This window comes from Mesorhizobium sp. CA13, from assembly GCF_020165235.1.
GTDB lineage: Bacteria > Pseudomonadota > Alphaproteobacteria > Rhizobiales > Rhizobiaceae > Mesorhizobium.
The window spans coordinates 581,520-603,135 of sequence record NZ_JAIUHS010000001.1; the positions used below are offsets into that span (position 1 = coordinate 581,520).

Annotated in this window: 22 protein-coding genes; 12 read left to right on the top strand and 10 right to left on the bottom strand. The window is 62.4% G+C overall.

Annotated features, from left to right (window positions below; genetic code table 11):
* The first annotated feature begins 332 nt into the window (after positions 1 to 332).
* On the top strand, positions 333 to 683 hold the full coding sequence (locus LB566_RS02970) for a DUF5330 domain-containing protein (RefSeq protein WP_140553953.1): 351 nt from the start codon (positions 333 to 335) through the stop codon (positions 681 to 683).
* 98 nt (positions 684 to 781) lie between these two features.
* Complete coding sequence (locus tag LB566_RS02975; RefSeq protein WP_224623002.1) at positions 782 to 1,210, top strand: SufE family protein; 429 nt, start codon at positions 782 to 784, stop codon at positions 1,208 to 1,210.
* A 187-nt stretch (positions 1,211 to 1,397) separates the two neighbouring features.
* Here LB566_RS02975 and LB566_RS02980 read toward each other — a convergent pair whose 3' ends face one another.
* Together LB566_RS02980 and LB566_RS02985 are read right to left on the bottom strand one after the other, a co-directional pair.
* Positions 1,398 to 1,823 (bottom strand): MucR family transcriptional regulator, encoded by a 426-nt coding sequence (locus tag LB566_RS02980; protein WP_095089970.1) that lies wholly within the window; start codon positions 1,821 to 1,823, stop codon positions 1,398 to 1,400.
* A 429-nt stretch (positions 1,824 to 2,252) separates the two neighbouring features.
* Positions 2,253 to 2,624 carry an SH3 domain-containing protein gene (locus tag LB566_RS02985; protein ID WP_411910455.1) on the bottom strand — a complete coding sequence of 124 codons (372 nt, stop codon included), beginning with the start codon at positions 2,622 to 2,624 and terminating at the stop codon, positions 2,253 to 2,255.
* 113 nt (positions 2,625 to 2,737) lie between these two features.
* On the opposite strand from LB566_RS02985, the gene LB566_RS02990 reads away from it, so the two are divergent.
* The 3 genes from LB566_RS02990 (at position 2,738) to LB566_RS03000 (ending at position 6,095) form a co-directional block, all read left to right on the top strand.
* Positions 2,738 to 4,852 (top strand): S9 family peptidase, encoded by a 2,115-nt coding sequence (locus LB566_RS02990; RefSeq protein WP_224623003.1) that lies wholly within the window; start codon positions 2,738 to 2,740, stop codon positions 4,850 to 4,852.
* Between the two features lie 66 nt (positions 4,853 to 4,918).
* Complete coding sequence (locus LB566_RS02995; protein WP_224623005.1) at positions 4,919 to 5,545, top strand: LysE family translocator; 627 nt, start codon at positions 4,919 to 4,921, stop codon at positions 5,543 to 5,545.
* Between the two features lie 160 nt (positions 5,546 to 5,705).
* On the top strand, positions 5,706 to 6,095 hold the full coding sequence (locus tag LB566_RS03000) for an SET domain-containing protein (protein WP_224623007.1): 390 nt from the start codon (positions 5,706 to 5,708) through the stop codon (positions 6,093 to 6,095).
* Here LB566_RS03000 and LB566_RS03005 read toward each other — a convergent pair whose 3' ends face one another.
* The 4 genes from LB566_RS03005 to LB566_RS03020 form a co-directional block, all read right to left on the bottom strand.
* Entirely contained in the window at positions 6,096 to 7,046 is a 951-nt protein-coding gene (locus LB566_RS03005) for a cytochrome c (protein WP_224623009.1), read from the bottom strand.
* A gap of 9 nt (positions 7,047 to 7,055) precedes the next feature.
* Positions 7,056 to 7,493, bottom strand: a complete 438-nt coding sequence (locus LB566_RS03010; RefSeq protein ID WP_140553962.1) for a c-type cytochrome — start codon at positions 7,491 to 7,493, stop codon at positions 7,056 to 7,058.
* Between the two features lie 160 nt (positions 7,494 to 7,653).
* A complete protein-coding gene (locus LB566_RS03015; protein ID WP_140553963.1) occupies positions 7,654 to 8,256 on the bottom strand; it encodes a superoxide dismutase in 603 nt (200 codons plus the stop codon).
* A 173-nt stretch (positions 8,257 to 8,429) separates the two neighbouring features.
* A complete protein-coding gene (locus LB566_RS03020) occupies positions 8,430 to 9,308 on the bottom strand; it encodes a branched-chain amino acid aminotransferase (protein ID WP_224623010.1) in 879 nt (292 codons plus the stop codon).
* Between the two features lie 155 nt (positions 9,309 to 9,463).
* Between LB566_RS03020 and LB566_RS03025 the strand changes: the two genes are divergently transcribed.
* Positions 9,464 to 10,126 (top strand): haloacid dehalogenase type II, encoded by a 663-nt coding sequence (locus LB566_RS03025; protein WP_224623011.1) that lies wholly within the window; start codon positions 9,464 to 9,466, stop codon positions 10,124 to 10,126.
* Positions 10,127 to 10,342: 216 nt separating this feature from the next.
* Positions 10,343 to 11,167 carry a L,D-transpeptidase gene (locus tag LB566_RS03030; RefSeq protein ID WP_140553967.1) on the top strand — a complete coding sequence of 275 codons (825 nt, stop codon included), beginning with the start codon at positions 10,343 to 10,345 and terminating at the stop codon, positions 11,165 to 11,167.
* Between the two features lie 85 nt (positions 11,168 to 11,252).
* Here the strand turns inward: LB566_RS03030 and LB566_RS03035 are convergent, their stop codons facing one another.
* Positions 11,253 to 12,791, bottom strand: coding sequence for a helicase HerA-like C-terminal domain-containing protein (locus LB566_RS03035; RefSeq protein WP_224623012.1), 1,539 nt, complete (start codon positions 12,789 to 12,791; stop codon positions 11,253 to 11,255).
* 283 nt (positions 12,792 to 13,074) lie between these two features.
* Here LB566_RS03035 and LB566_RS03040 point away from each other — a divergent pair, with 283 nt between their 5' ends.
* The 4 genes from LB566_RS03040 to LB566_RS03055 all read left to right on the top strand — a co-directional run bounded on the left by LB566_RS03040 (position 13,075) and on the right by LB566_RS03055 (position 17,353).
* Positions 13,075 to 14,517 (top strand): methylmalonyl-CoA mutase subunit beta, encoded by a 1,443-nt coding sequence (locus LB566_RS03040; RefSeq protein WP_224623013.1) that lies wholly within the window; start codon positions 13,075 to 13,077, stop codon positions 14,515 to 14,517.
* A complete protein-coding gene (gene scpA, locus LB566_RS03045) occupies positions 14,514 to 16,634 on the top strand; it encodes a methylmalonyl-CoA mutase (RefSeq protein ID WP_224623015.1) in 2,121 nt (706 codons plus the stop codon). Before LB566_RS03040 ends, scpA begins: the two co-directional genes overlap by 4 nt.
* Positions 16,635 to 16,745: 111 nt before the next feature.
* Positions 16,746 to 16,967 carry an AbrB/MazE/SpoVT family DNA-binding domain-containing protein gene (locus tag LB566_RS03050; RefSeq protein ID WP_140494768.1) on the top strand — a complete coding sequence of 74 codons (222 nt, stop codon included), beginning with the start codon at positions 16,746 to 16,748 and terminating at the stop codon, positions 16,965 to 16,967.
* Entirely contained in the window at positions 16,964 to 17,353 is a 390-nt protein-coding gene (locus tag LB566_RS03055; RefSeq protein ID WP_224623017.1) for a type II toxin-antitoxin system death-on-curing family toxin, read from the top strand. The genes LB566_RS03050 and LB566_RS03055 overlap by 4 nt, the downstream gene beginning before the upstream one ends.
* A 9-nt stretch (positions 17,354 to 17,362) precedes the next feature.
* Here LB566_RS03055 and greA read toward each other — a convergent pair whose 3' ends face one another.
* Positions 17,363 to 17,839: a transcription elongation factor GreA gene (greA, locus tag LB566_RS03060; RefSeq protein ID WP_140553974.1), complete on the bottom strand. Its 477-nt coding sequence runs from the start codon at positions 17,837 to 17,839 to the stop codon at positions 17,363 to 17,365.
* A gap of 118 nt (positions 17,840 to 17,957) precedes the next feature.
* On the opposite strand from greA, the gene LB566_RS03065 reads away from it, so the two are divergent.
* A complete protein-coding gene (locus LB566_RS03065) occupies positions 17,958 to 19,334 on the top strand; it encodes a TIGR03808 family TAT-translocated repetitive protein (RefSeq protein WP_224623018.1) in 1,377 nt (458 codons plus the stop codon).
* Positions 19,335 to 19,346: 12 nt separating this feature from the next.
* On the opposite strand, the gene LB566_RS03070 is transcribed toward LB566_RS03065, so the two are convergent.
* A complete protein-coding gene (locus tag LB566_RS03070; RefSeq protein ID WP_224623020.1) occupies positions 19,347 to 20,351 on the bottom strand; it encodes an asparaginase in 1,005 nt (334 codons plus the stop codon).
* A gap of 26 nt (positions 20,352 to 20,377) precedes the next feature.
* The gene (locus tag LB566_RS03075; RefSeq protein WP_224623023.1) at positions 20,378 to 21,544 is read right to left on the bottom strand and encodes an acetyl-CoA acetyltransferase; all 1,167 of its coding nucleotides are present in this window, start codon (positions 21,542 to 21,544) and stop codon (positions 20,378 to 20,380) included.
* Positions 21,545 to 21,616: the final 72 nt, after the last annotated feature.

The window sequence follows — 21,616 nt, forward strand, 5'->3', positions numbered from 1 at the left end:
GGAGCGCCCGAAAACCCGGGCAAATGCCACCATAGTAAACGGAGGGTTATCCGCAGGGACCGCCCGTGGCGTGGCCAGCCGCAGCGCACCGACCGCCTGATTTTGTGGAAAATGCAATAGAAACAAGGGAGTATATGGTTAATGGATGATAAGAAAAATGATCCCAATCTGAGACAAATCGACAGCAAAACGCTTCGTTTCGAATTTGCCTCAAATTTGAAGAAAATTCTCGGCTAACCCGCAAGCCGTCCTTTGCGCCTGTGTGCCAATATCCCGCCCACAAAAGAGGTCATGCTCATGGATGCATGATCCGGTCACGACGAGAGGCGAACATGTTCTTCCTGATGAGAATGGCTTTCTGGTTTTCGCTAGTGCTGCTGGCACTGCCGCTGGGCGTCGGCCCCGGCGAGCCGGGCCAGGAAAGCGTAGGACCGATCCAGGCCCTGTTCGCGGCCCGCGACGCGGTCGGCGACATCGCCGGCATCTGCGAACGCAAGCCCGATGTCTGTGAGACCGGCAAGTCGGCAATGCACACCATCACCGCAAGGGCCAAGGAGACAGCCAAGATCGCGGCCGCCATGCTGGACGACAAGTCCGCAGGCCCCGACATCTCCACAATGACTGGCAGCGTTCCGCAAGAAGTCGTCTTGCCGGAGACGGTCAACCTGCCGGTAAAGAATTAAGCCGTTTCGACGGCGCACCGCGGGCAGTCTGCCTCTCGACGCCCGCGGTGTCCTTGTTTTTCCGTGACGCGGCGATGGTGGATGACTATATCCCTGTCATGACGACCACGATCCAGACGATCCGCGACGACTTCTCTTTCCTCGACGAATGGGAGGACCGCTATCGTTATGTCATCGAACTCGGCGAGGCGCTGCCGCCATTCCCGGATGAGGAACGCACCGCCGCCAACAAGGTGCCGGGCTGCGTCAGCCAGGTCTGGCTGACCACCGAACGGGGACCGGGCGGCGATCCGGTCATCACTTTCAGGGGCGATTCGGACGCCCATATCGTACGCGGGCTGGTGGCGATCATGCTGGCGCTGTTCTCCGGGAGGACCGCCAGCGAAATCCAGAAAATCGATGCGGAAGCGACGCTCAAGGCGCTCGGCCTGGACGAGCACCTGTCGCCGCAGCGCGCCAACGGCCTTCGCTCGATGGTCAAGCGCATCAGGCGCGACGCAGAGGCCGCACTCGAGCAGACGGCCTGATATCGCCTCTGCGATCAGCCGATCGCATCATGCCGCGCACTGGTACCAGCGCTGTCCCGGCCCGGCCGGCAAAGTAAAACGGCGCCCGAAGGCGCCGATGTCGATCCGGTTGAACTGTCCATCCGGCTCTATCTATCGTTTGAACCGCATTCTGCGATGCCAAGTGTACTCACCTGGCAGCAAATGCTTAGCGGGCCTTGCGCTTGCGGCCGAGGCCCATCTTCTTGGCGAGCTGGGAGCGGGCGGCCGCGTAGTTCGGGGCAACCATCGGGTAGCTCGGGTCGAGGTTCCACTTTTCGCGATACTGATCCGGCGTCAGATCATAGTGGGTCATCAGGTGACGCTTGAGCGACTTGAACTTTTTGCCGTCTTCAAGGCACACGATGTAGTCGTCATGAACCGAGCGCTTCGGGTTCACTGCCGGCTTCTGCTTGTCGGCGGGCGGCTGTTCGGCGGTTCCGCCCACACGCCCGAGAGCAGCATGGACATCGGAGATTAGATTCGGCAGTTCGCCGACCGGCACGGGATTGTTGCTGACATAGGCAGCCACCACGTCGGCGGTCAGCTCGATCAGCGCGTCGCTGTTTCTGGAAGGTGTTTCGACAATATCCATGGTCTTCAGGCCCCAACGAGAGTTAGTTTAGTGCGCCCTTTTTTACAGGCAAGGCATTGCACGAATTTTGTGCAGACAGAGCTTCTGCGATTCGCGTCGCGGGGGCATCAATGAACCTACCTAGCAAGTAAGTCAATTCGATCCTTGCACTATATTGAGCGATGTTGATCAAATATTTCCGAATCAGCTTCAATCTTTCGTGCACGATGTAATTTTTCGATATTTCGCAGGCGAAACCAACGGCCGGTGACGCGGCGTTAGCTAACCATTACATTCGCGCTAACTCACAAAGCATCTCCGAGTGCTTTGCTTTGCTTGGCGATCGCGCCGGCAATCTTGGTTGCTCACCCTCCTTCGCAAAACCAGAGGTTGCTTACCTCTGCCATTGCCGGCCCTCACGCGCAGTGCAGCCGACCAGCTCGGGATTACTCAATACGGAGCGATGTATTTGCCATAGGCCCACCCGGTGACGAAACCGCCGTTCTTGTCCGGATCATGCCAGACTTCGCACCAGCGAAAGCGAACCGCCTGCTGCTGCTTCCATGCCGGCTGATTGGCGATGTCGAGCAGGTTCGTCCCGCCGGTGCATCGTCCGGTCATCTGCAAAACGGTGCCGTTCGGATATGCGGCCTGTTTCTGGGAGGTGCCCGAGGGATATTTGCGCACGTTGAGCGTGTCGCCGAACGGCACGTTGGCCACTTGCCAAGCGGCGAATACGGTCGCATGAGATTGGCCGGCGATGGCCATGGTTGCGGAAACAACGGCGAGAGCCGCGACGGTGCGAGCATAGATATTCATCATTTCTCCTCCCGGCCCACTTTCTGGAGCCCGGCGCAGCAATAAGGCCCGGCTCTTGAACCCGCGCTGATCGGCGTGTTCATTGGCCATTCAGGACATTTCCAAAGCGAGACGCAATGACCAAAACTTCTGCATTCCCAGATGTCACCCCGCCAACGCCCGAGAAGCGGCCGGTTTTCGACACGCATCACGGTATCACGCGAACGGACGACTATGCCTGGCTGCGGGCCGACAACTGGCAGGAGATGTTCAGGGATCCCGCATTGCTCGATGCGGGCATCCGCGCCCATCTCGAAGCTGAGAACGCCTACCAGTCGAAACTGATGGCCGACACGGCCGATTTGCGGAAGCGGCTGTTCAAGGAGATGAAGGGCCGCATCAAGGAAGACGATTCTTCCGTGCCAATGAAGGACGGACCCTACGCGTACGGCTCCTCCTTCAAACTCGGCGGCGAGCAGCCGCGCTATTTCCGCATGCCGCGGGACGGCGGCGCACAGCATATCCTGCTCGACGGCGATGCCGAGGCCGAAGGCAAGGCCTATTTCCGGCTTGGCGGCGTCGATCATTCGGCCGACCATGGCAAGCTTTTATGGGCGTTCGACGACAAGGGCTCCGAATTCTATACGCTTCGGGTGCGCAACCTCTCCGACGGCAAGGAACTCGCGGACACGGTTCCCGACACAGGCGGTTCGGGGGTGTGGAACGCTGGCAATGACGGTTTTTTCTATACGCGGCTCGACCCCAGCCACCGCCCCTCCAAGGTGCTGTTCCATGCGCTTGGGCAGGATCCGGCAAGTGACCGGCTGATCTATGAGGAAAACGATCCCGGCTTCTTCATGAATGTCGGCGGCACGCGTTCCAATGAATGGATCATGGTTGCCATCAACGACCACGAGACCTCGGAATACCGGCTGCTGAACGCCGGTGAGCCGTTTGCCGAGCCGAAGCTGGTGGCGGCGCGCGAGACCGGTGTTCAATACGAGATGGAGGAAGGCGGCGACATTTTCTTCATCCTGACCAACGCCGATGGGGCCAAGGACTTCAAGATCATGACGGCGCCGGCGAGCGATCCGATCCGCGCCAACTGGCAGGAGCTGGTTCCGCACGAGGCCGGCCGGCTGATCCTGTCGGTGATCGGCTTCAAGAACCATATGGTCAGGCTGGAGCGCAAGGAGGGCCTGCCGCGCATCGTCGTGCGCGACCGGGCAACCGGTGAGGAACACCTGATCTCCTTCGACGAGGAGGCGTTTTCGCTCGGCCTGTCGGGATCCCTGGAATACGACACCGAGATCATGCGCTTCACCTATTCATCGATGACGACGCCGGCGCAGGTCTTCGACTACAACATGCGCACCCGCGAGCGCGTGTTGCTCAAGACCCAGGAGGTGCCGTCCGGCCATGAGCCGGAGCACTATGTCACGCGTCGGCTGATGGCGCCCGCGGCCGATGGCGAATTGGTGCCGGTCTCGCTCTTGTATCACCGCGATACCCCGCTGGACGGCTCCGCGCCTTGCCTGCTTTACGGCTACGGTTCCTATGGCATCACAGTGCCGGCGGCCTTCAACACCAACTGGTTCTCGCTGGTCGACCGCGGCTTTGTCTTTGCGATCGCCCACGTCCGCGGCGGCAAGGACAAGGGCTATGGCTGGTACGATGACGGCAAGCGGGCGCACAAGATGAACACTTTCACCGATTTCATCGCTTGTGCACGCCATCTGGTCGCCGAACGCTACACTGTGCATGACCGCATCGTCGCGCAAGGTGGATCCGCCGGCGGCATGCTGATGGGCGCGGTCACCAACATGGCGCCGGACTGTTTCGGCGGCATCGTTGCCGAGGTGCCTTTCGTCGATGTGCTCACCACCATGCTCGACGCCAGCCTGCCGCTGACCCCGCCGGAGTGGCCTGAATGGGGCAATCCGATCGCGTCGGCGGACGACTACCGGACGATCGCCGCCTATTCGCCCTATGACAATGTCGCTGCGCTCGGCTATCCGCCGATCCTGGCACTCGCCGGTCTCACCGACCCACGCGTCACCTATTGGGAACCGGCCAAATGGGTGGCGCGGCTGCGCGAGCGCAAGACGGGCGACAATCCGGTTCTGTTCAAGATCAACATGGAATCGGGCCATGCCGGCGCTTCCGGCCGGTTTTCCCGGCTGGAAGAGATCGCCTACACATACTCATTCGCCTTGAAAGTGACAGGCAAGGCAACAGGGCCGCAGGGCTGAAGCGGTCATTGCCTTTCGGCCCTGGCGTGACTTGATCGGCGACGAACGCCGAGGAGGATACGAGCAATGATCGACCTGGCCACATTGACCACCTATGTCGCCGTGGTGCTCGGTTTTGTATTTATTCCCGGCCCCGCCACGCTGCTGACGGTCGCGCGGGCAACGAGTTCGGGAACCAAAGCCGGCATCGCAACCGGCGCAGGGATCGCGGCCGGCGACGTGTTTCATACCTTCACGGCCATGGTCGGCATCTCGGCGATCATCGCCACATCGGCGGTGCTGTTCAGCGCCGTAAAGTATATCGGTGCGGCATATCTCGTCTATCTCGGCATTCGCGCGATCATGGAAAAGACAGCGGCCGATCTCGTCGCCGGCAGGCTCCCAATATCGGCGGGCAAGGCGTTTCGGCAAGCCATACTGACTGAGATGCTCAACCCCAAGACGGCGCTTTTCTTCCTCGCGTTCCTGCCACAGTTCGTGCGGCCCGAAAACGGATCGGTGATGCTTCAGCTGGCGGTATTGGGGATCATCTTTGTTCTGCTGGGCCTCTTCAGCACAGTGGTTTTCGCGATGAGCGCAGGCGGGCTTGGCACTTTCCTGCGTCGAAATCCCACGGTGTTGAAATGGCAGGGCAAGATTGTCGGCGGCATCTACTGCGGCCTGGGCGTGCGGCTGGCGCTTCAGCAGCGCTGACGCGAAACGGTGACCGGCGCGGCCTTCTCGGCGAGCCGGGCAATCAGTGGTTTTTGAATTCCGTGTTGCTGGTTTTCGCTCGCAATTGCGATGCCCGCGCGCTACCCAAGGCGCGTTTTGTCCCGGGCCATGACAGCCCACAATCGCACAAGGGCCTGCCATGCTGCTCGTCGACGTCTATCTCGACAAATCCCCCATCCAGGGGATTGGTGTCTTTGCCAAGAATGCCATTTCCCGCGGCACGATGATCTGGAAGCTGGATCCGAGATTCGACCGGCTCATCGAGGTCGAGACCTATGAGAGCCAGACAGGACCGGTGAAGAGTTATCTCGACCGCTATGCCTATCCGGACAGACGAGATCCGAACTATATCGTCTTCGAGGCCGACGATGCACGCTACATGAACCACGCCGACGAGCCGAATTGCGACGTATCCTCGCCCGAGGAAAGCTTTGCGTTGCGCGACATCGCGGCCGGCGAGGAACTGACCTGCAACTACAATCATTTCTTCGAGGCGGGTTTCGACTTCCTGGGCGATCGCCACCCGTAGTCAGTTCGCCGGTTTTTTTCGCGCCGGATAGCCGTTCGGATGCGGCGGAACCGCCTTGAGATAGGCCGCGATCGCCGCGCGGTCCTCGGGCGCCAGTTGGGCCATGTTCCTCTGCACATCGACCATGGCCCCGCCGACGGAGTCGAAATCGGGCGTGAAGCCGGTTTCGAGATAGTTGGCGATGTCGGCCTGCGACCAGTCGCCGATACCGCCCTCCCCGGAGGTGATGTTGGGGACGACGCCGCTGCCTTCGGCGGCTGTGGCTCCAGCCAGCCACTCGCTCTTCCTTGTCCCGCCCGCAAGGTCACGCGGCGTGTGACACTCGCCGCAATGACCCGGTCCCTCAACCAAGTAGCGACCGGCAATCACAGGACCAGGCGCGCCTTCGGGCAGGGACACAACAGGCTGCTGGCTGAGATAGAGCCGTTTCCACAAGCCGATGCCGCGACGGATGTTGAACGGGAAACTCAATGAATTGGCCGGCGCTCGGCCGGCAACCGCCGGCAGCGTCTGCAGGAAGGCATAGAGATCGGCAATGTCGGCGGGCTTCATGCGCGCGTAGGACGTATAGGGAAATGCCGGATAGAAATGCTCGCCCGACGGCGAGACACCCTTCAGCATGGCATTGGCGAGATCCTCGGCCGACCACGCGCCGATGCCGTCCTTGGGGTCTTGCGAAATGTTGGGCGGCACAAACGTGCCAAACGGGGTCTTGAGTTCAAGGCCGCCGACAAGTTCGAGCCGCCCATCGCCTTTCGAACCGGGTTTTGCGTGGCAGGAGGTGCAGCCGCCGGCATAAAAAATGCGCTTGCCTCTGGCCGCGTCACCCGGCGCGAGCTTGGCCATGGTTTCCGCATCGAGCTTCACCGGCGCCGAAAGCGTCCACGCAGCAACCGCGCCGACGCCGCCGAGCACGAGTGCGGCGCCGACCAACTTCCTCAGCCATGCCATGGCCGGCGATCAGCCTTTCTTGACCCTGTAGCCCTTGTGGCAGGTGCCGCAGTCGGAGCCGATGACGCCGATTTGCGTCTTCAGGGAATCCACGTCGGCTGGGGCCGCGGCGACCGCAGCCTTGACGTTGGCAAGATACTTGTCTTCTGTCGCCTTGAAGCCGGCCATGTCTTGCCAGATCTTCGGCGCCGCCGTGGTGTCGCCCGTGTCGCTGCCCGCCGGGAACAGGACGTCGGCGTCGAATTTTTCCGCGTTCGCCTGGAGCGCCTGCAGCGCAGTCAGTACGGCGGCGGCATCAAAAGGCTCCTCACCCTTGACCACTTTCGACAGGCCACCGACGATCTTCCCGCGTTCCTTCATCAGGGCCTGGCGGTCGAGGATCGGGTCAGCAAAGGCCGCCGAACCGGCGAACGCGAGCATAGAGATGGCGATGACAAGCTTTCTCATTCAATTGGCTCCATGATGAAGGCATTTCGGGACAGGACGTTAACGGACGTGGCGGGAGGAATATTCCTTCCCCCGACGATTTTGCCAGACCTTTGCTGCTGTGGGATCCCGGTACAGAAAAATAAAAGCCCCGGGGGTGCCGGGGCTTTCTTAATCTCGATCAGGCTTTCGCTTTTTCGTAGAGTTCGAGAACATGATCCCAGTTGATCAGGCTGTCGACGAAGGCCTCGAGATATTTCGGCCGGGCGTTGCGATAGTCGATGTAATAGGAGTGCTCCCAGACATCGACGCCGAGGATCGGCGTCGCGCCATGGACGAGGGGATTCTCGCCGTTCGGCGTCTTCGAGATCGCCAGCTTGCCATCCTTGACCGAAACCCAGGCCCAGCCGGAACCGAACTGGGTCGTGCCGGCGGCGATGAAGTCGGCCTTGAACTTGTCGTAGCCACCCAGATCGCTGTCGAAAGCCTTCTGCAACGCACCCGGCAGCTTGTTGCCGCCGCCGCCCTTTTTCATCCACTTCCAGAAATGGATGTGATTGTAGTGCTGAGCGGCATTGTTGAAGAGGCCGGCATTCTTGCCGAACGACTGCTTGACCACCTCTTCTACCGACAGATCGCCAAGGCCGGCTTCGGCGGCAAGCTTATTGCCGTTGTCGACATAGGCCTTGTGGTGCTTGTCGTGGTGATATTCCAGCGTCTCTTTCGACATATAGGGCTGCAAGGCCTCATAGTCGTAAGGCAGAGCGGGCAATTCAAAAGCCATGGAAGGTACTCCCTCAAGGAAAATCCGGTGTCGATACCGGACTAAGATAGGTCTGGATTGGGTTCGGACAACTCCGAAAAGTGAAGCGCCGGGTGCTCTTTCTAAGCGGGTTCCGGAGAACTGTCACACAGTTTCCGGAAACCGGGCGCATTGCGACAAAAAGCCTGGGCGGATCAGCCCGCCGCCGTCGAATGCGCCCAATCCCAATAGAGTTCCCGCGCCTTCTTGGCCACCGGCCCGGGCTGCAGGCTGCGGTCCTCAATACGCGTGATCGGAATGACCTTGGAATGGTTGCCGGTCGAGAAAATCTCATCCGCCTCGAGGAATTCACGCACCGACAGCGCCTTTTCGGTGGTCTTGAACCCGTACTCGCCAAGCAACGTCATCGTGCGCGAGCGGGTGATGCCGGACAGGAAGGTGCCGTTCGGCGCCGGCGTCAGGACGTGGCCGTCCTTGACCAGGAAGATGTTCGAGGTTCCGGTCTCGGCGACGTTGCCCAGCATGTCGAGCACCAGGGCGTTGTCGAAGCCGCGCATCTTGGCTTCGAGGATGGCACGGCCATTGTTGGGATAGAGGCAGCCGGCCTTGGCGTTGGTCGGCATGGTTTCGATAGTCGGGCGTCGGAACGGCGATACCGTCACGGAAAAGCCGGTCGGCGAGATCATCGGCGATTCGTAGAGACACAGGCAGAAACGCGTCGAGGCGGGATCGGCCGGCACGCCCATATAGCCGCCGTGCTCGGCCCAATACATCGGCCTGATATAGACAGCCGTCTTGCCATCGAATTTCTTCAATCCGTCCCAGGTCAGCCCGACGATCTTCTCGGCCGTCATCGAAGGCTTGAGACCCAGCGCGATCGCCGAGGCATTCACGCGCGCGGCATGAAGCTCAAGATCGGGAGCGACACCCTCGAACCAGCGGGCGCCGTCGAACACACTGGTGCCGAGCCACATTGCGTGGCTGCGCGGACCCAGAACGGCGACATTGCCCTCGTACCAGTCGCCGTCGACGAAAGTCCATGTCGCGGAAAGTGCGGCAGCCGCCAGTGTCATTGCCTTGTCCCGTTTCGATCCAATCTCGTGTTGCGGCATTGGATGACGCTTTGGCCGGCGTCGTCAACCAGCATCGCGGAGTTTTGTTGAGGCCACGGACGGCGCGCTGCAATCAAGACTTGCACCTTGCCCCGCCTCGCCTCAAAACTGTTGCCATGCAATACGCCGCTTATGTTTTCGACGCCTACGGCACACTGTTCGATGTTCATGCCGCCGTGCGCCGCCACGCCGACGCCATCGGACCGGACGGCCAGTTGCTGTCCGAGATCTGGCGCGCCAAGCAACTCGAATATTCCTGGGTGCGTACGTTGATGGGCGCCTATGCCGATTTTTGGCAACTCACCGAGCAGGCACTTGATTTCGCGTTGCACAAGGTGCCCTCTGCCGATCCCGGCCTCAAGGCGGCATTGCTGGACGCCTATTGGCGGCTGGACTGCTATGCGGAAGTGCCCGCCGTACTGAAGGCGCTCAAGGCGTCCGGCGCCAAGCTGGCAATCCTGTCCAACGGTTCACCGGAAATGCTGGATGCAGCCGTTAAATCCGCGGCGCTCGATCAGGTGCTGGACGATATCTATTCCGTCGATGCGGTACGGCGCTTCAAGACCGATCCGTCGGTCTACGACATGGTCACCACGGGCTGGCGCCTTTATCCGGGTGCGGTCTCCTTCCAGTCGTCCAACCGCTGGGACATTGCCGGCGCGACCAAGTTCGGCTTCCGCACCGTGTGGATCAACCGCTCCAACCAGCCGGAGGAGTATCGGGATTTTCCACCGGCCCTGATCCTGCCGTCGCTCGATGCCCTTGTCACAGGTGGCTAACGCATGCGGCCCAAAAGTAAGCCTGGTTTTCACTCTAGCCCGCACACTCCTGTGACCGTAGCGCCACAGTGGCGACGCGGTCACAGCTTCGCCTTTGTTTGTCCACCTTGAGGCCAGATTCGGAACCGCCTATCGCGCCCAAGTGTTGATCAGGCACCCTCGCAACGGTCGGCATATTCACGCTTTGTTGCGATTTCAGACTTAAAGAAGGCAACCATGTTCCCAGCCGAAATCGAATCCTATCGCCTGAGCCGTCGCGGCTTTCTCAACGCCGCAGCCCTGGGCGCCGCCTCGATCGCGGTTTCCGCATGCGCCACCACCGGATCCGGGCCAGTCGAGCCACCGCCACCGGCCTACGTCGAGCCGCCGCTCGCCGACTACGTGACGATGTACGCCGCCGTCAGTGATGGCGGTTTCGAAGTGCCGGCCATTCCCGTCGACAGGATCGATCCGCAATTCCTGCGCCAGATCGTGCCCGACCCGACCGGCCAGAAGCCGGGAACCATCGTCGTCGATACGACCGGGCACTTCCTGTATCTGGTTCGTCCGGGCGGCCAGGCGATCCGCTACGGCGTCGGCCTCGGCCGCGCCGGCTTCGAATGGTCTGGCGATGCCGTCGTCCAGTGGAAACAGAAGTGGCCGAAATGGACGCCGCCGGACGAGATGATCGCCCGGCAGCCGGAACTGAGGCAATACAGCGCCGACAATGGCGGCATGCCGGGCGGGCTGAAAAACCCGCTCGGTGCACGTGCGCTCTATCTCTTCCAGGGCAACGTCGACACGCTCTACCGACTGCACGGCTCGCCGGAATGGCGTTCGATCGGCAAGTCGGTGTCGTCCGGCTGCGTGCGCCTGATGAACCAGGACATTATAGACCTCTATGACCGCGTGCCTTCGAAGACCCCGGTCATCGTGACCAGCGACGCCAGCCAGCCCATGGTGGCGACGGCGAACCACAAGGCCATCCCGATCGATGCCGGCGTGCCGGACGGATCGGTGCTGCTTGGCCCGGTGAAAGCGGTGACCGACGCGATTTTCTGATCGGAGGGAGGTGAATGCGGCGACTCGCCGCCTTCACCCTCCACATCAGCCTATCCCCGCATGGCCGTTGCGCGATCGCGCTTGCCTATCTGCCCCTCGACAGACTGCCAAGTATCCCGCGCACGATGGCGCGGCCGACCGACGAGCCGACAGAGCGCACCACCGACTTGATCGCGGCTTCCGCCACCGTCTGGCGGTTGGACGGGCGCGGTTGAGGGGAGCGTCTGCCGCCGGGCTGCTGCGGCGGGGCATCATTGCCGAAGCCCGGAATGGTCCAGCGTGAACGGCCGGCCTCGGCCTGCTGTGCCTCGGCATCCGCAGCGTCCTTGGCCTTCTTCTGCAGCATCTCGAAAGCCGATTCGCGATCGACACGCTCATCGTACTGGCCGATCACCGGGCTTTCCTGGATCAGCTTCTGGCGCTCGGCGGGGGTTATCGCCCCCAGCCGTGACGACGGCGGGCGGATCAGCGTGCGCTGGACCATGGACGGGATGCCCTTGGCTTCCAGCATTGAAACCAGCGCTTCGCCGGTGCCCAGTTGCGTGATCACAGTCGCGCAATCGAAATCCGGATTTGGCCGGAACGTCTCGGCTGCGGTCCTTACCGCCTGCTGCTCGCGCGGCGTGTAGGCGCGTAGCGCGTGCTGGACGCGGTTGCCGAGCTGGGCCAAGACCTTTTCAGGAATATCCAGAGGGTTCTGAGTGACGAAATAGACGCCGACGCCCTTCGAGCGGATCAGGCGCACCACCTGCTCGACGCGGTCGATCAGCACCTTCGGCGCGTCGTCGAAAAGCAGATGGGCCTCGTCGAAGAAGAAGACCAGCTTCGGCTTGTCGGGATCGCCCACTTCGGGCAGTTCCTCGAACAGTTCCGACATCAGCCAAAGCAGGAACGTCGCGTAGAGCCGCGGATTCATCATCAGCTTGTCGGCGGCCAGCACGCTGATGGCGCCGCGACCGTCGCGGGTGGTGCGCATGATGTCGGCGATGCGCAATGCCGGCTCACCGAAGAAATTCGCCGCCCCCTGCTGTTCCAGCACCAGCAGCGTGCGCTGGATGGCGCCGACCGAGGGTTTCGTCACATTGCCGTAGCGGGCGCTGATCTCTTCGGCGCGCCCGGCGATATTGGCGAGCAGCGCCTGCAGGTCCTTGAGGTCGAGCAGCAGCAGGCCTTCCTCATCGGCGATGCGGAAGGCGATGTTCATAATGCCTTCCTGGGCTTCGGACAGATTCATCAACCGCGACAAGAGCAGCGGGCCCATCTCGGAGACGGTGGCGCGGATGGGGTGGCCCTGTTCGCCGAACAGATCCCAGAAGATGACGGGGAATTCCTGGAAGTCATAGGGGTCGAGCTTGACCTGCTCGGCGCGCTTGACCAGGAAATCCTGCGCCGTGCCCATCATGGCGATACCGGAGAGGTCGCCCTTGATGTCGGCGCAGAACACCGGCACGCCGGCATTGGAGAATCCCTCGGCCAATATCTGCAAGGTAACCGTCTTGCCGGTGCCGGTGGCACCGGTCACCAGGCCGTGACGGTTGCCATATTGCAAAAGCAGTTTTTCCCCGCGCTGATAGCTGTCGTCGGGCTTGCGGCTGGCGCCGATGAAAATGGTGTCGTCAGCCATATGTCCGGTCTCCGCAAACTGCTGTGTATAGAACCAGCCCCTTGCCCGAAGGTATAGTGGCGCCCCTGCACAGCGACAATGGCAGTCAGCGAAAATGGCCTTTTTTGGAGCTTGCGGATTTTGCCCGTGTTTGGCAATCGTTCATGCTTCGTGCTCGAAGGCTGGTGTACGCTCGAGGGATCGAATTCGAGTCTTGGAAGCGCATTGCATTGCGGTATCGCACCGGGACCCGTAGACTGAAGTGCTCCAGGCTGATGCGGCCGCATAGTGACGAGGACAGTGGATGAGCGCCGGAGCCTTGACCAGGGATAACGAACTTCCGAATGCCGACCGGCAGCGATGGCTGGCCTTGGCTGAAAAGGCGCTCGCCGGCGCATCCTTCGAGGAAAAACTGGTCTCGCACACCGATGACGGCATCCGCGTGGAACCGATTTATGAGCGCGCGGCGGCGGCGGAGCCCATCGTGCGCGCCAACCCCGGATCGCCGTGGATCGTCAGCCAACGCATCGACGATCCCGACATCGGTCGCGCCAAAGCCCAGGCGCTGGAGGACGTCGCGCAGGGTGCGACGGGATTGTCGCTCGTCTTCGAAGGCGCCCCGAACGCGTTCGGCTACGGCCTGCCGAGAACGGCGCAGGCGCTGGAAACGGTTCTGGACGGCATACCGTTGAACCGCGTCCAGATCCGCATCGACGCCCATCCGTGGAGCCGCCCCATGGCCGACTGGCTGGTGGCGTTCCTTGGCAAGCGCCGCTCCGACCCGGCAAAGCTCAACCTCTCCTTCGGCATCGATCCGGCGGCTATCCTGGCCGGAACCGGCCGGTTGCGTATGTCGATCGAGGCGCTGCAGGAATCCATGCCGCAATCGCTGGCGCATTTCTTTTCGATGGGCGTACCCGGCGTGCTGCTAGAGGCGGATGGGCGGGTGTTCCACAATGCCGGCGCCACGGAGGCGCAGGAGCTTGGCATCATGCTCGCTTCGGCCGTCTCCTATCTCAGGATGTTTGAGAAAGCGCGGCAACCGCTCGTCTACGCGGCGCCCCATATCGGGTTTGCGCTGAGCGCCGACCAGGATCAGTTCCTGTCGATTGCCAAGGTCAGGGCCTTGCGCAGGCTGTGGGCTCGCGTCCAAGAGGCTTGCTCGATCCCGACTTCGACGGCCAATATTCACGCCGAGACGTCGTTTCGCATGATGACGGCATTGGATCCGGAGACCAACATCCTGCGCACGACGATCGCCTGCTTCGCCGCGGCGGCGGGTGGAGCCGATTCGATCGCCATCCTGCCGCACACCGTCGCGCATGGCCTGCCGGCGCCTTTCGCACGCCGCGTGGCCCGTAACGCGCAGTTGATCATGGCCAATGAAAGCCACATCGATCAGGTCGCCGATCCCGCCTGCGGCTCCGGTGGCGTCGAAGCGCTCACCGCTGGCCTCTGCGAAGCGGCCTGGGCCGAGTTGCAGGCGATTGAGGCCGAGGGCGGCGTGCTGTCCAGCCTTAAGGAGGGACACATACAGGAGCGCGTTCGCACCGCCGCCTCCCAGCGCGCCGCCGCCTTCCGATCCCGCGAGCGCGCCATCGTCGGCGCCACGCTCTATCCGCAGAAAATCGAGCGCGCGGTCGAGACGCTGGCCGCGGAGCGGCGACCTGCCTTCACGGAAGGCATCGTCATGTGCGAGCCGCTGTTTCCGGTCCGCATCGATCAAGCGATCGGAGCCGCTTCTTGATTCCGGATTTCAGCCAGGTCGGCTGGGCGCCGCCGCGGCGGGCGCCGGGCGAGATCAAGGGCCAGCGGATGACGCCGGAAGGCCTTGCCGTCAAACATCTGTACAATCAGGGCGACCTCAAGGGGCTGCCGCATCTCGACACATATCCGGGCATGCCTCCCTTCGTGCGCGGACCCTATCCAACCATGTATGTCCAGCAGCCGTGGACGATCCGGCAATATGCCGGTTTCTCGACAGCGGAAGAGTCCAACGCCTTCTACAGGCGCAATCTTGCCGCCGGCCAGAAAGGCCTGTCGGTCGCCTTCGATCTCGCCACGCATCGCGGCTATGACAGCGACCATCCGCGGGTGGCCGGCGATGTCGGCATGGCGGGCGTGGCCATCGATTCCATCCTCGACATGCGCCAGCTCTTCGACGGCATTCCACTCGGCGAGATGACGGTGTCGATGACCATGAACGGCGCGGTGCTGCCGATCATGGCGCTCTACATCGTGGCGGCCGAGGAACAGGGCGTTGCGCAGAAGGATCTCACTGGCACCATTCAGAACGACATTCTGAAGGAGTTCATGGTCCGCAACACCTATATCTATCCGCCAATACCCTCGATGCGGATCGTTTCGGACATCTTCTCCTACACGTCGAAGAACATGCCGAAATTCAACTCGATCTCGATCTCCGGCTATCACATGCAGGAGGCCGGCGCGACGGCGGACCTGGAACTCGCCTACACGATCGCCGACGGAATCGAATATGCCCGCGCCGGCGTCGCCGCCGGGCTCGACATCGACCGCTTCGCCCCGCGCCTGTCCTTCTTCTGGGCTGTTGGCATGAACTTCTTCATGGAAGTCGCCAAGCTCAGGGCGGCGCGGCTGCTGTGGTCGAGCCTGATGATGAAGAATTTTTCGCCGAAGGACGAGCGTTCGCTGTCCTTGCGCACCCACTGCCAGACCTCTGGCTGGTCGCTGACGGCGCAGGATCCCTACAACAACATCATCCGCACGATGATCGAGGCGATGGCCGCCACACAGGGCCATACACAATCGCTGCACACCAATTCCTTCGACGAGGCCATGGCGCTGCCGACCGATCATTCGGCCCGTATCGCCCGCAACACGCAGTTGATCCTGCAAAAGGAATCCGGCACCACGCGCATCATCGATCCGTGGGGCGGTTCGGCTTATCTCGAGAGGCTGACGCATGATCTGGCGGCGCGTGCGCTTGCCCATATCGAGGAGGTCGAGGCGCTCGGCGGCATGGCTGCGGCGACCGAGAAGGGCATTCCGAAGCTGCGCATCGAAGAGGCAGCCGCCCGCACTCAGGCGCGCATCGATTCAGGCGAGCAGATGCTGGTCGGCGTCAACGCGCACCGGCCCGGCACGGATATCGAAGTCGACGTCTTGAAGATCGACAATGCCGAGGTAAGAGCCCGGCAGCTATCGAAGCTGCAGCGGTTGAAAGGCACCCGCGACGTGGCAGTGCTCGAGAATGCGCTCGCAGCACTCTCCCGCGCGGCCGAGAGCGGCGAGAACCTGCTCGAATTCGCCATCCATGCCGCGCGCGCCAATGCGACGGTCGGGGAGATTTCGCTGGCGCTGGAAAAGGTCTTTGGCCGCCACGTCGCTTCGGTGCAGACGATTTCCGGCGTCTACCGCCAAGCGCTCGGCGACAACCCGGCCGTCGACCGGCTGCAGGAGAAGATCGGCGCGTTCGAAAAGAAGACCGGCGGCAAGCCGCGCATCCTGGTCGCCAAAATGGGACAAGACGGACATGACCGCGGCCAGAAGGTGATCGCCACAGCCTTTGCCGACCTGGGCTTCGATGTCACCGTCGGCGCCATGTTCCAGACGCCGGAGGAGATCGCGAAGCTCGCCCACGAGCAGGATGTGCACATTGTCGGCGCGTCATCGCTGGCGGCGGGACATCTGACACTCATCCCGGAACTCAGGGATGCGCTGAAGAGGCTCGGCCACGGCGACATGCTGATCGTTGCCGGCGGCGTGATCCCTCCGCAGGACTATGATGCCGTGCTGCAAGCGGGTGCGGCGGAGATCTTCCCGCCCGGTACCGTGATCCCGGAAGCGGCGGAGCGGCTGATGGACCGGCTGCTGGTATCGTGAATTCTCGGCAATGAACGTGTCCGGGCCTTCCTCCCATTCGTAAGTTATAATATCTGTTGCAACGGCGCGGCGGTCGAGTTATAATTGACGTTGCAACAGGAGCAATCCAGCATGAACACCACCATTCGCAAGATCGGCAATTCCGAAGGTGTGATCCTGCCCAAGGAGCTACTCGACCGCCTGAATCTCAAAGCCGGTGATCAGCTTCAGGTTCTCGAAACGGACAAGGACATCGTCCTCAAACCGGTCGACGATAGTTTCGAGCGGCAGATGGAAGCTGCTCGCAAGGTCATGGACAAGTACAAGGTCGCGCTTCAGAAGCTCGCCGAATGAACTGGGAGTTCCTGTCGCGCCGCGCGGTCGAAGCGATGCATGCCGAGCAATTGCGCCGGCATGGCGGCGCACAAGGTTTGCGGGATGAAAATGCACTCGAATCGGCGCTGGCCCGGGCCCAGAACAAGGCCAATTACGGCACTCCGTCGATTGAAGATCTCGCAGCAGCCTATGTCTTCGGCATTGCCAGAAATCATGCCTTTGTCGACGGCAACAAACGCACGGCGATTGTCGCCGCCGGCGCCTTCCTGATCGTCAACGGTCACGTCCTGACGGCGGACAACGGCACGCTTTATGAATTCGTGATGGCTATCGCCGCCGGCGAGATCGATGAAGCCGGTGCCGCCGCGTTCTTTCGCGACCACATCGTGCAGACTGAGAACTGACGTTGGGGTTCAGCCGCCCGCGCTCAGCTTGACGATTTCCCATTCCTTGCCGTTGACGGTGGCGACATCGCCGACCTTCTTGCCAAACAAAGCAATCGCCATTGGAGACACATGGGAAATGCTGCCTTTCGACGGGTCGGCCTCGTCCTCGCCGACGATCTTCCAGTGCACCTTCTTGCCGTCCTCGGCTTCGAGCGTGGCGCCCATGCCGAAGCGGATGACGTCGCTCCCGGGCTCGGGCACCGAAAGCTCGGCACTTTCGCGCCGCGCGGTCCAGTAACGTAGGTCGCGCGACACCAGCGCGATGCGCTCGCGGTCTCCCCGGCGCTCGGCTTTGGCCAATATGTCGCGCAGATCGGCCAGATTCTCCTCGATCATTGCCAGGCCACGCTCCGTCACCAGGTTGCGGTGTTGGCTGATCGGCCGTTCGCCGACGCCTGCGATGGCGTTTTCGCTGTCTTCCTCGCGGGTAAAGGCTCTGCTCATTCCTTGAACTTATGCCCGCCCTCACGACTTCACAAGTCATTGCCCCTCGGCGGGAACGCAGGAGCCCGGCTGGCATGAATCCTGCCACTAGACGTGTAAAACGCCAGGACCTGTGCCGATGTTGAACAGACGCAAACTGCTTGTGCGGACAGCCGGTTTTGCCGTGTTCGGGCTTTCGCTGGGCAAGGCAGCCGCCGCGAGCTTGCCCGGCACCGAGAAAGCCTCGATGCGCGGATCGATCAACGCCACCGAGCTTGGCGTGCAACCCGGCACCTTTGACGATCAGAGCAAGGCTTTCGCCAAGCTGCTGCGCGAGGCCAGCGATCGGGACATGCCGGTGTTCCTGCAGCCCGGCACCTACGTCGTATCCAATCTGACGCTGCCCGGCCGGGTGCGCCTTAGCGGCGTGCCTGGCGCAACACGCATCGTCTATGGTGGCGACGGTCACCTGTTCATGGCCGAACAAGCCGATCACATCGAGCTCAGCGGCCTGGTCCTCGACGGCTCAAACCGCTCGATGGGCGACTATGCGCAAGGACTGCTCGATCTGCGCCGCGTGGCGCATCTCATTGTCGATAATTGCCAGATAACCGGTAGCGGCAAGAATGGGCTCGCGCTCGAGCACGCGGCGGGCCGGGTCGAGCGCACGGAAATATCCGGAGCGGCGGACGCCGGCATCTATTCGGTCGAGGCCGCAGGGCTGGCGATCACAGGCAACACCGTCTCCGACTGCGCCAATGGCGGCATCCTCGTGCACCGCTGGCAAGCGGCGGAGGACGGCACCATCGTCACGGGCAACCGGGTCGAACGCATAGCGGCGCGCGGCGGCGGCACAGGCCAGAACGGCAACGGCATCAATACCTTCCGCGCCGCCAACGTGATCGTCTCCGGCAATATCGTTTCGGACTGCGCATTCTCCGCCATCCGCGCCAACAGCGCCAGCAATCTGCAGATATCAGGTAACACCTGCATGCGCTCCGGCGAAACGGCGGTCTACTCCGAATTCTCGTTCGAGGGCGCCGTCATCAGCAACAACATCGTCGATGGAGCCGCCAACGGCATCTCGATCGTTAATTTCAACGAAGGCGGACGCATGGGTGTCTGCTCCGGCAACATCGTGCGCAACCTGTCGACATCAGGTCCCTACCCGGCCGACCCGCCGGGATTCGGCATCGGCATCGGCGTCGAGGCCGACACCACCGTGTCCAACAATGTCATCGAGAACGCGCCGCTCTACGGGATGTCGATCGGCTGGGGACCGTATCTGCGCAACGTCGTGGCCACCGGCAACATCATCCGCAAGGCGGGCACCGGCATCGTCGTCAGCGTGGTCGACGGTGCCGGAACCGCCATCATCTCCGACAATGTCATCGACGGCGCACGCAACGGCGCCATTGTCGGGCAGCGCTGGGCCGACCCGGCCACGGGCGATCTCGCCGCGTCAGGCGATACCGGCTATCCGCACCTGACCGTCGAGCGCAATCACGTCAGTTGAGAAGCGCCTGTCTCAGGCCAGCGCCGCCGTCGGCCTCAGCGCACCGACCTTGGCGCCGGCCCGGCTTTCGATGGGTGCGTTTGCCATTTCGAGCAGCCTCGCCGCCAGGGCGTGGTCCGCGCGCAACAGCCTTGCGAGGATGGCGGCAACCATTGCTTCACTGGCACGGCTGGCGCCATCGTCGCATTTGAGCGCGATGCCGAGACCCAGTTCGGGAATTGCGGCACAATGAACGCCTTCAGCGCCACCTTTCGCAAAAATCCGCCCGGGGGCGGCTTCCATCAACGCGACGTCTTCGCGGTCCGTTCCGGCAACAAAGAACGGCTCTGCCATGCAGGCGGCCAGCAGACGGTTTGCAGCTTTGGCTCGCACCGGTGCAAAACCCGTCCCGGTCGCCATCCGGGCAAAGCCCAGCGCGAAACTCCTGAGCGGCACCGCGTAGGTCGGGATGGAACAACCATCGGTCGCGCGCTCGTCGGCGCCGTGGCGGGCTCCTGTTACCGCCTGCATGGCGTCGCGCACCATCTCCTGCAAGGCGTGATCCGCCCTGACATAGCCGCCATGCGCGATGCCCGCGTGAACGCAGGTGCAGAGGAAGCCCGAATGCTTGCCGGAGCAGTTGTTGTGCAGCGCGTTGGGCGAGCCGCCGGCACGCGCAAGTGCTATCTCCGCATCAGGGTTTGAGGGCCAGTGCGTGCCGCATTCAAGCGCCGACCCGTCCAGCCCGGCCCTGGCGAGCATCGACCTGGCCAGTTCGACATGGGCCGGTTCGCCCGAATGGGAGGCACAGGCCAGCGCCAGTTCGCGGTTGCCGAAGCCATATGCATCGGCGGCGCCGCTTTCGACCAGCGGCAGCGCCTGGATGGCCTTGACGGCGGAGCGCGGAAACACCGGCCTCGACGTGTCGCCGATTTCCAGAACCGGCGTGCCATCGGCATCGAAAACCGCGACCGCGCCCCGGTGGGCGCTCTCGACGATGGCGCCACGCAGAACTTCGATCAGAACCGGATTTGTCATGTTGCCCCCGCGGATGCGGGTCGCTTTTACCGAATCCGATCGAGAATGGAAACGTAGTTGGCGACCGCCGCGCCCCCCATGTTGAAGATGCCGCCAAGTTTGGCGTTGGGCACCTGGATGCCGCCCGCCTCACCGACGAGCTGCATGGCGCTCAGCACATGCATCGACACGCCGGTGGCGCCGATCGGATGACCCTTCGCCTTCAGGCCGCCGGACGGGTTGACCGGCAGCCGTCCGTCCTTTGCGGTCGTGCCGTCCAGCGCCAGTTTGGCGCCCTCGCCGGGCTTTGCCAGGCCCATGGCCTCATATTCGATCAGTTCAGCGATCGTGAAGCAATCATGCGTCTCGACGAAGGAGAGATCGTCAAGCGTCACGCCAGCTTTCTTAAGCGCGCGGCTCCAGGCCTGCTCGCAGCCTTCGAAGGTGAGAATGTCGCGCTTCGACATCGGCAGGAAATCCTGCACGTGCTCATTGGCGCGGAAGGTGACGGCGCGGCGCATCTTCAGTGCCGTCGCCGTGTCGGTGAGGACGAGAGCGGCGGCACCGTCGGAGACCAGCGAGCAGTCGGTGCGCTTCAGCGGGCCAGCGACGAAGGGGTTCTTCTCGCTCTCCTGCCGGCAGAACTCGTAGCCGAAATCCTTGCGCATCTGCGCATAGGGATTGTCGACGCCGTTCTTGTGGTTCTTGGCGGCGATCATGGCAAGCGCATCCGACTGGTCGCCGTAGCGCTGGAAATAGGCCTGCGCGATCTTGCCGAAGACGCCGGCAAAGCCGGCCGGCGTCTCGCCATCCTCGGGCAAATAGGAGGCTTTCAACAGGTTCTTGCCGATCTCGGGGCCGGGCGTCGTCGTCATCTGCTCGGCGCCGACCACCAGCACGATGCGGGCGGCATTGGCATCGATGGCGCGGATGCCTTGTCTGACCGCGGCCGAACCGGTGGCGCAAGCGTTCTCGACGCGCGTCGCCGGCTTGAAGCGCAGCCGGTCGTCGGCCTGGAGGACAAGGCTGGCGGTGAAATCCTGCGCGGAAAAGCCGGCGTTGAAATGTCCGAGTACGATCTCGTCGACATCGTCCGGGCCAATGCCGGCATGGTCGAGCGCCTCGGTTGCCACTTTGACGATCAGGCTCTCCAGCGTTTCGCCTTCAAGCTTGCCGAAACGCGAATGCGCCCAGCCGACGATGCATGCGGTCATGGCAATCTCCATCTGCCGCGGATCCTAACACGTCATATCGCGGCTTGAGCATTCAATATTGTTCAATAGTGA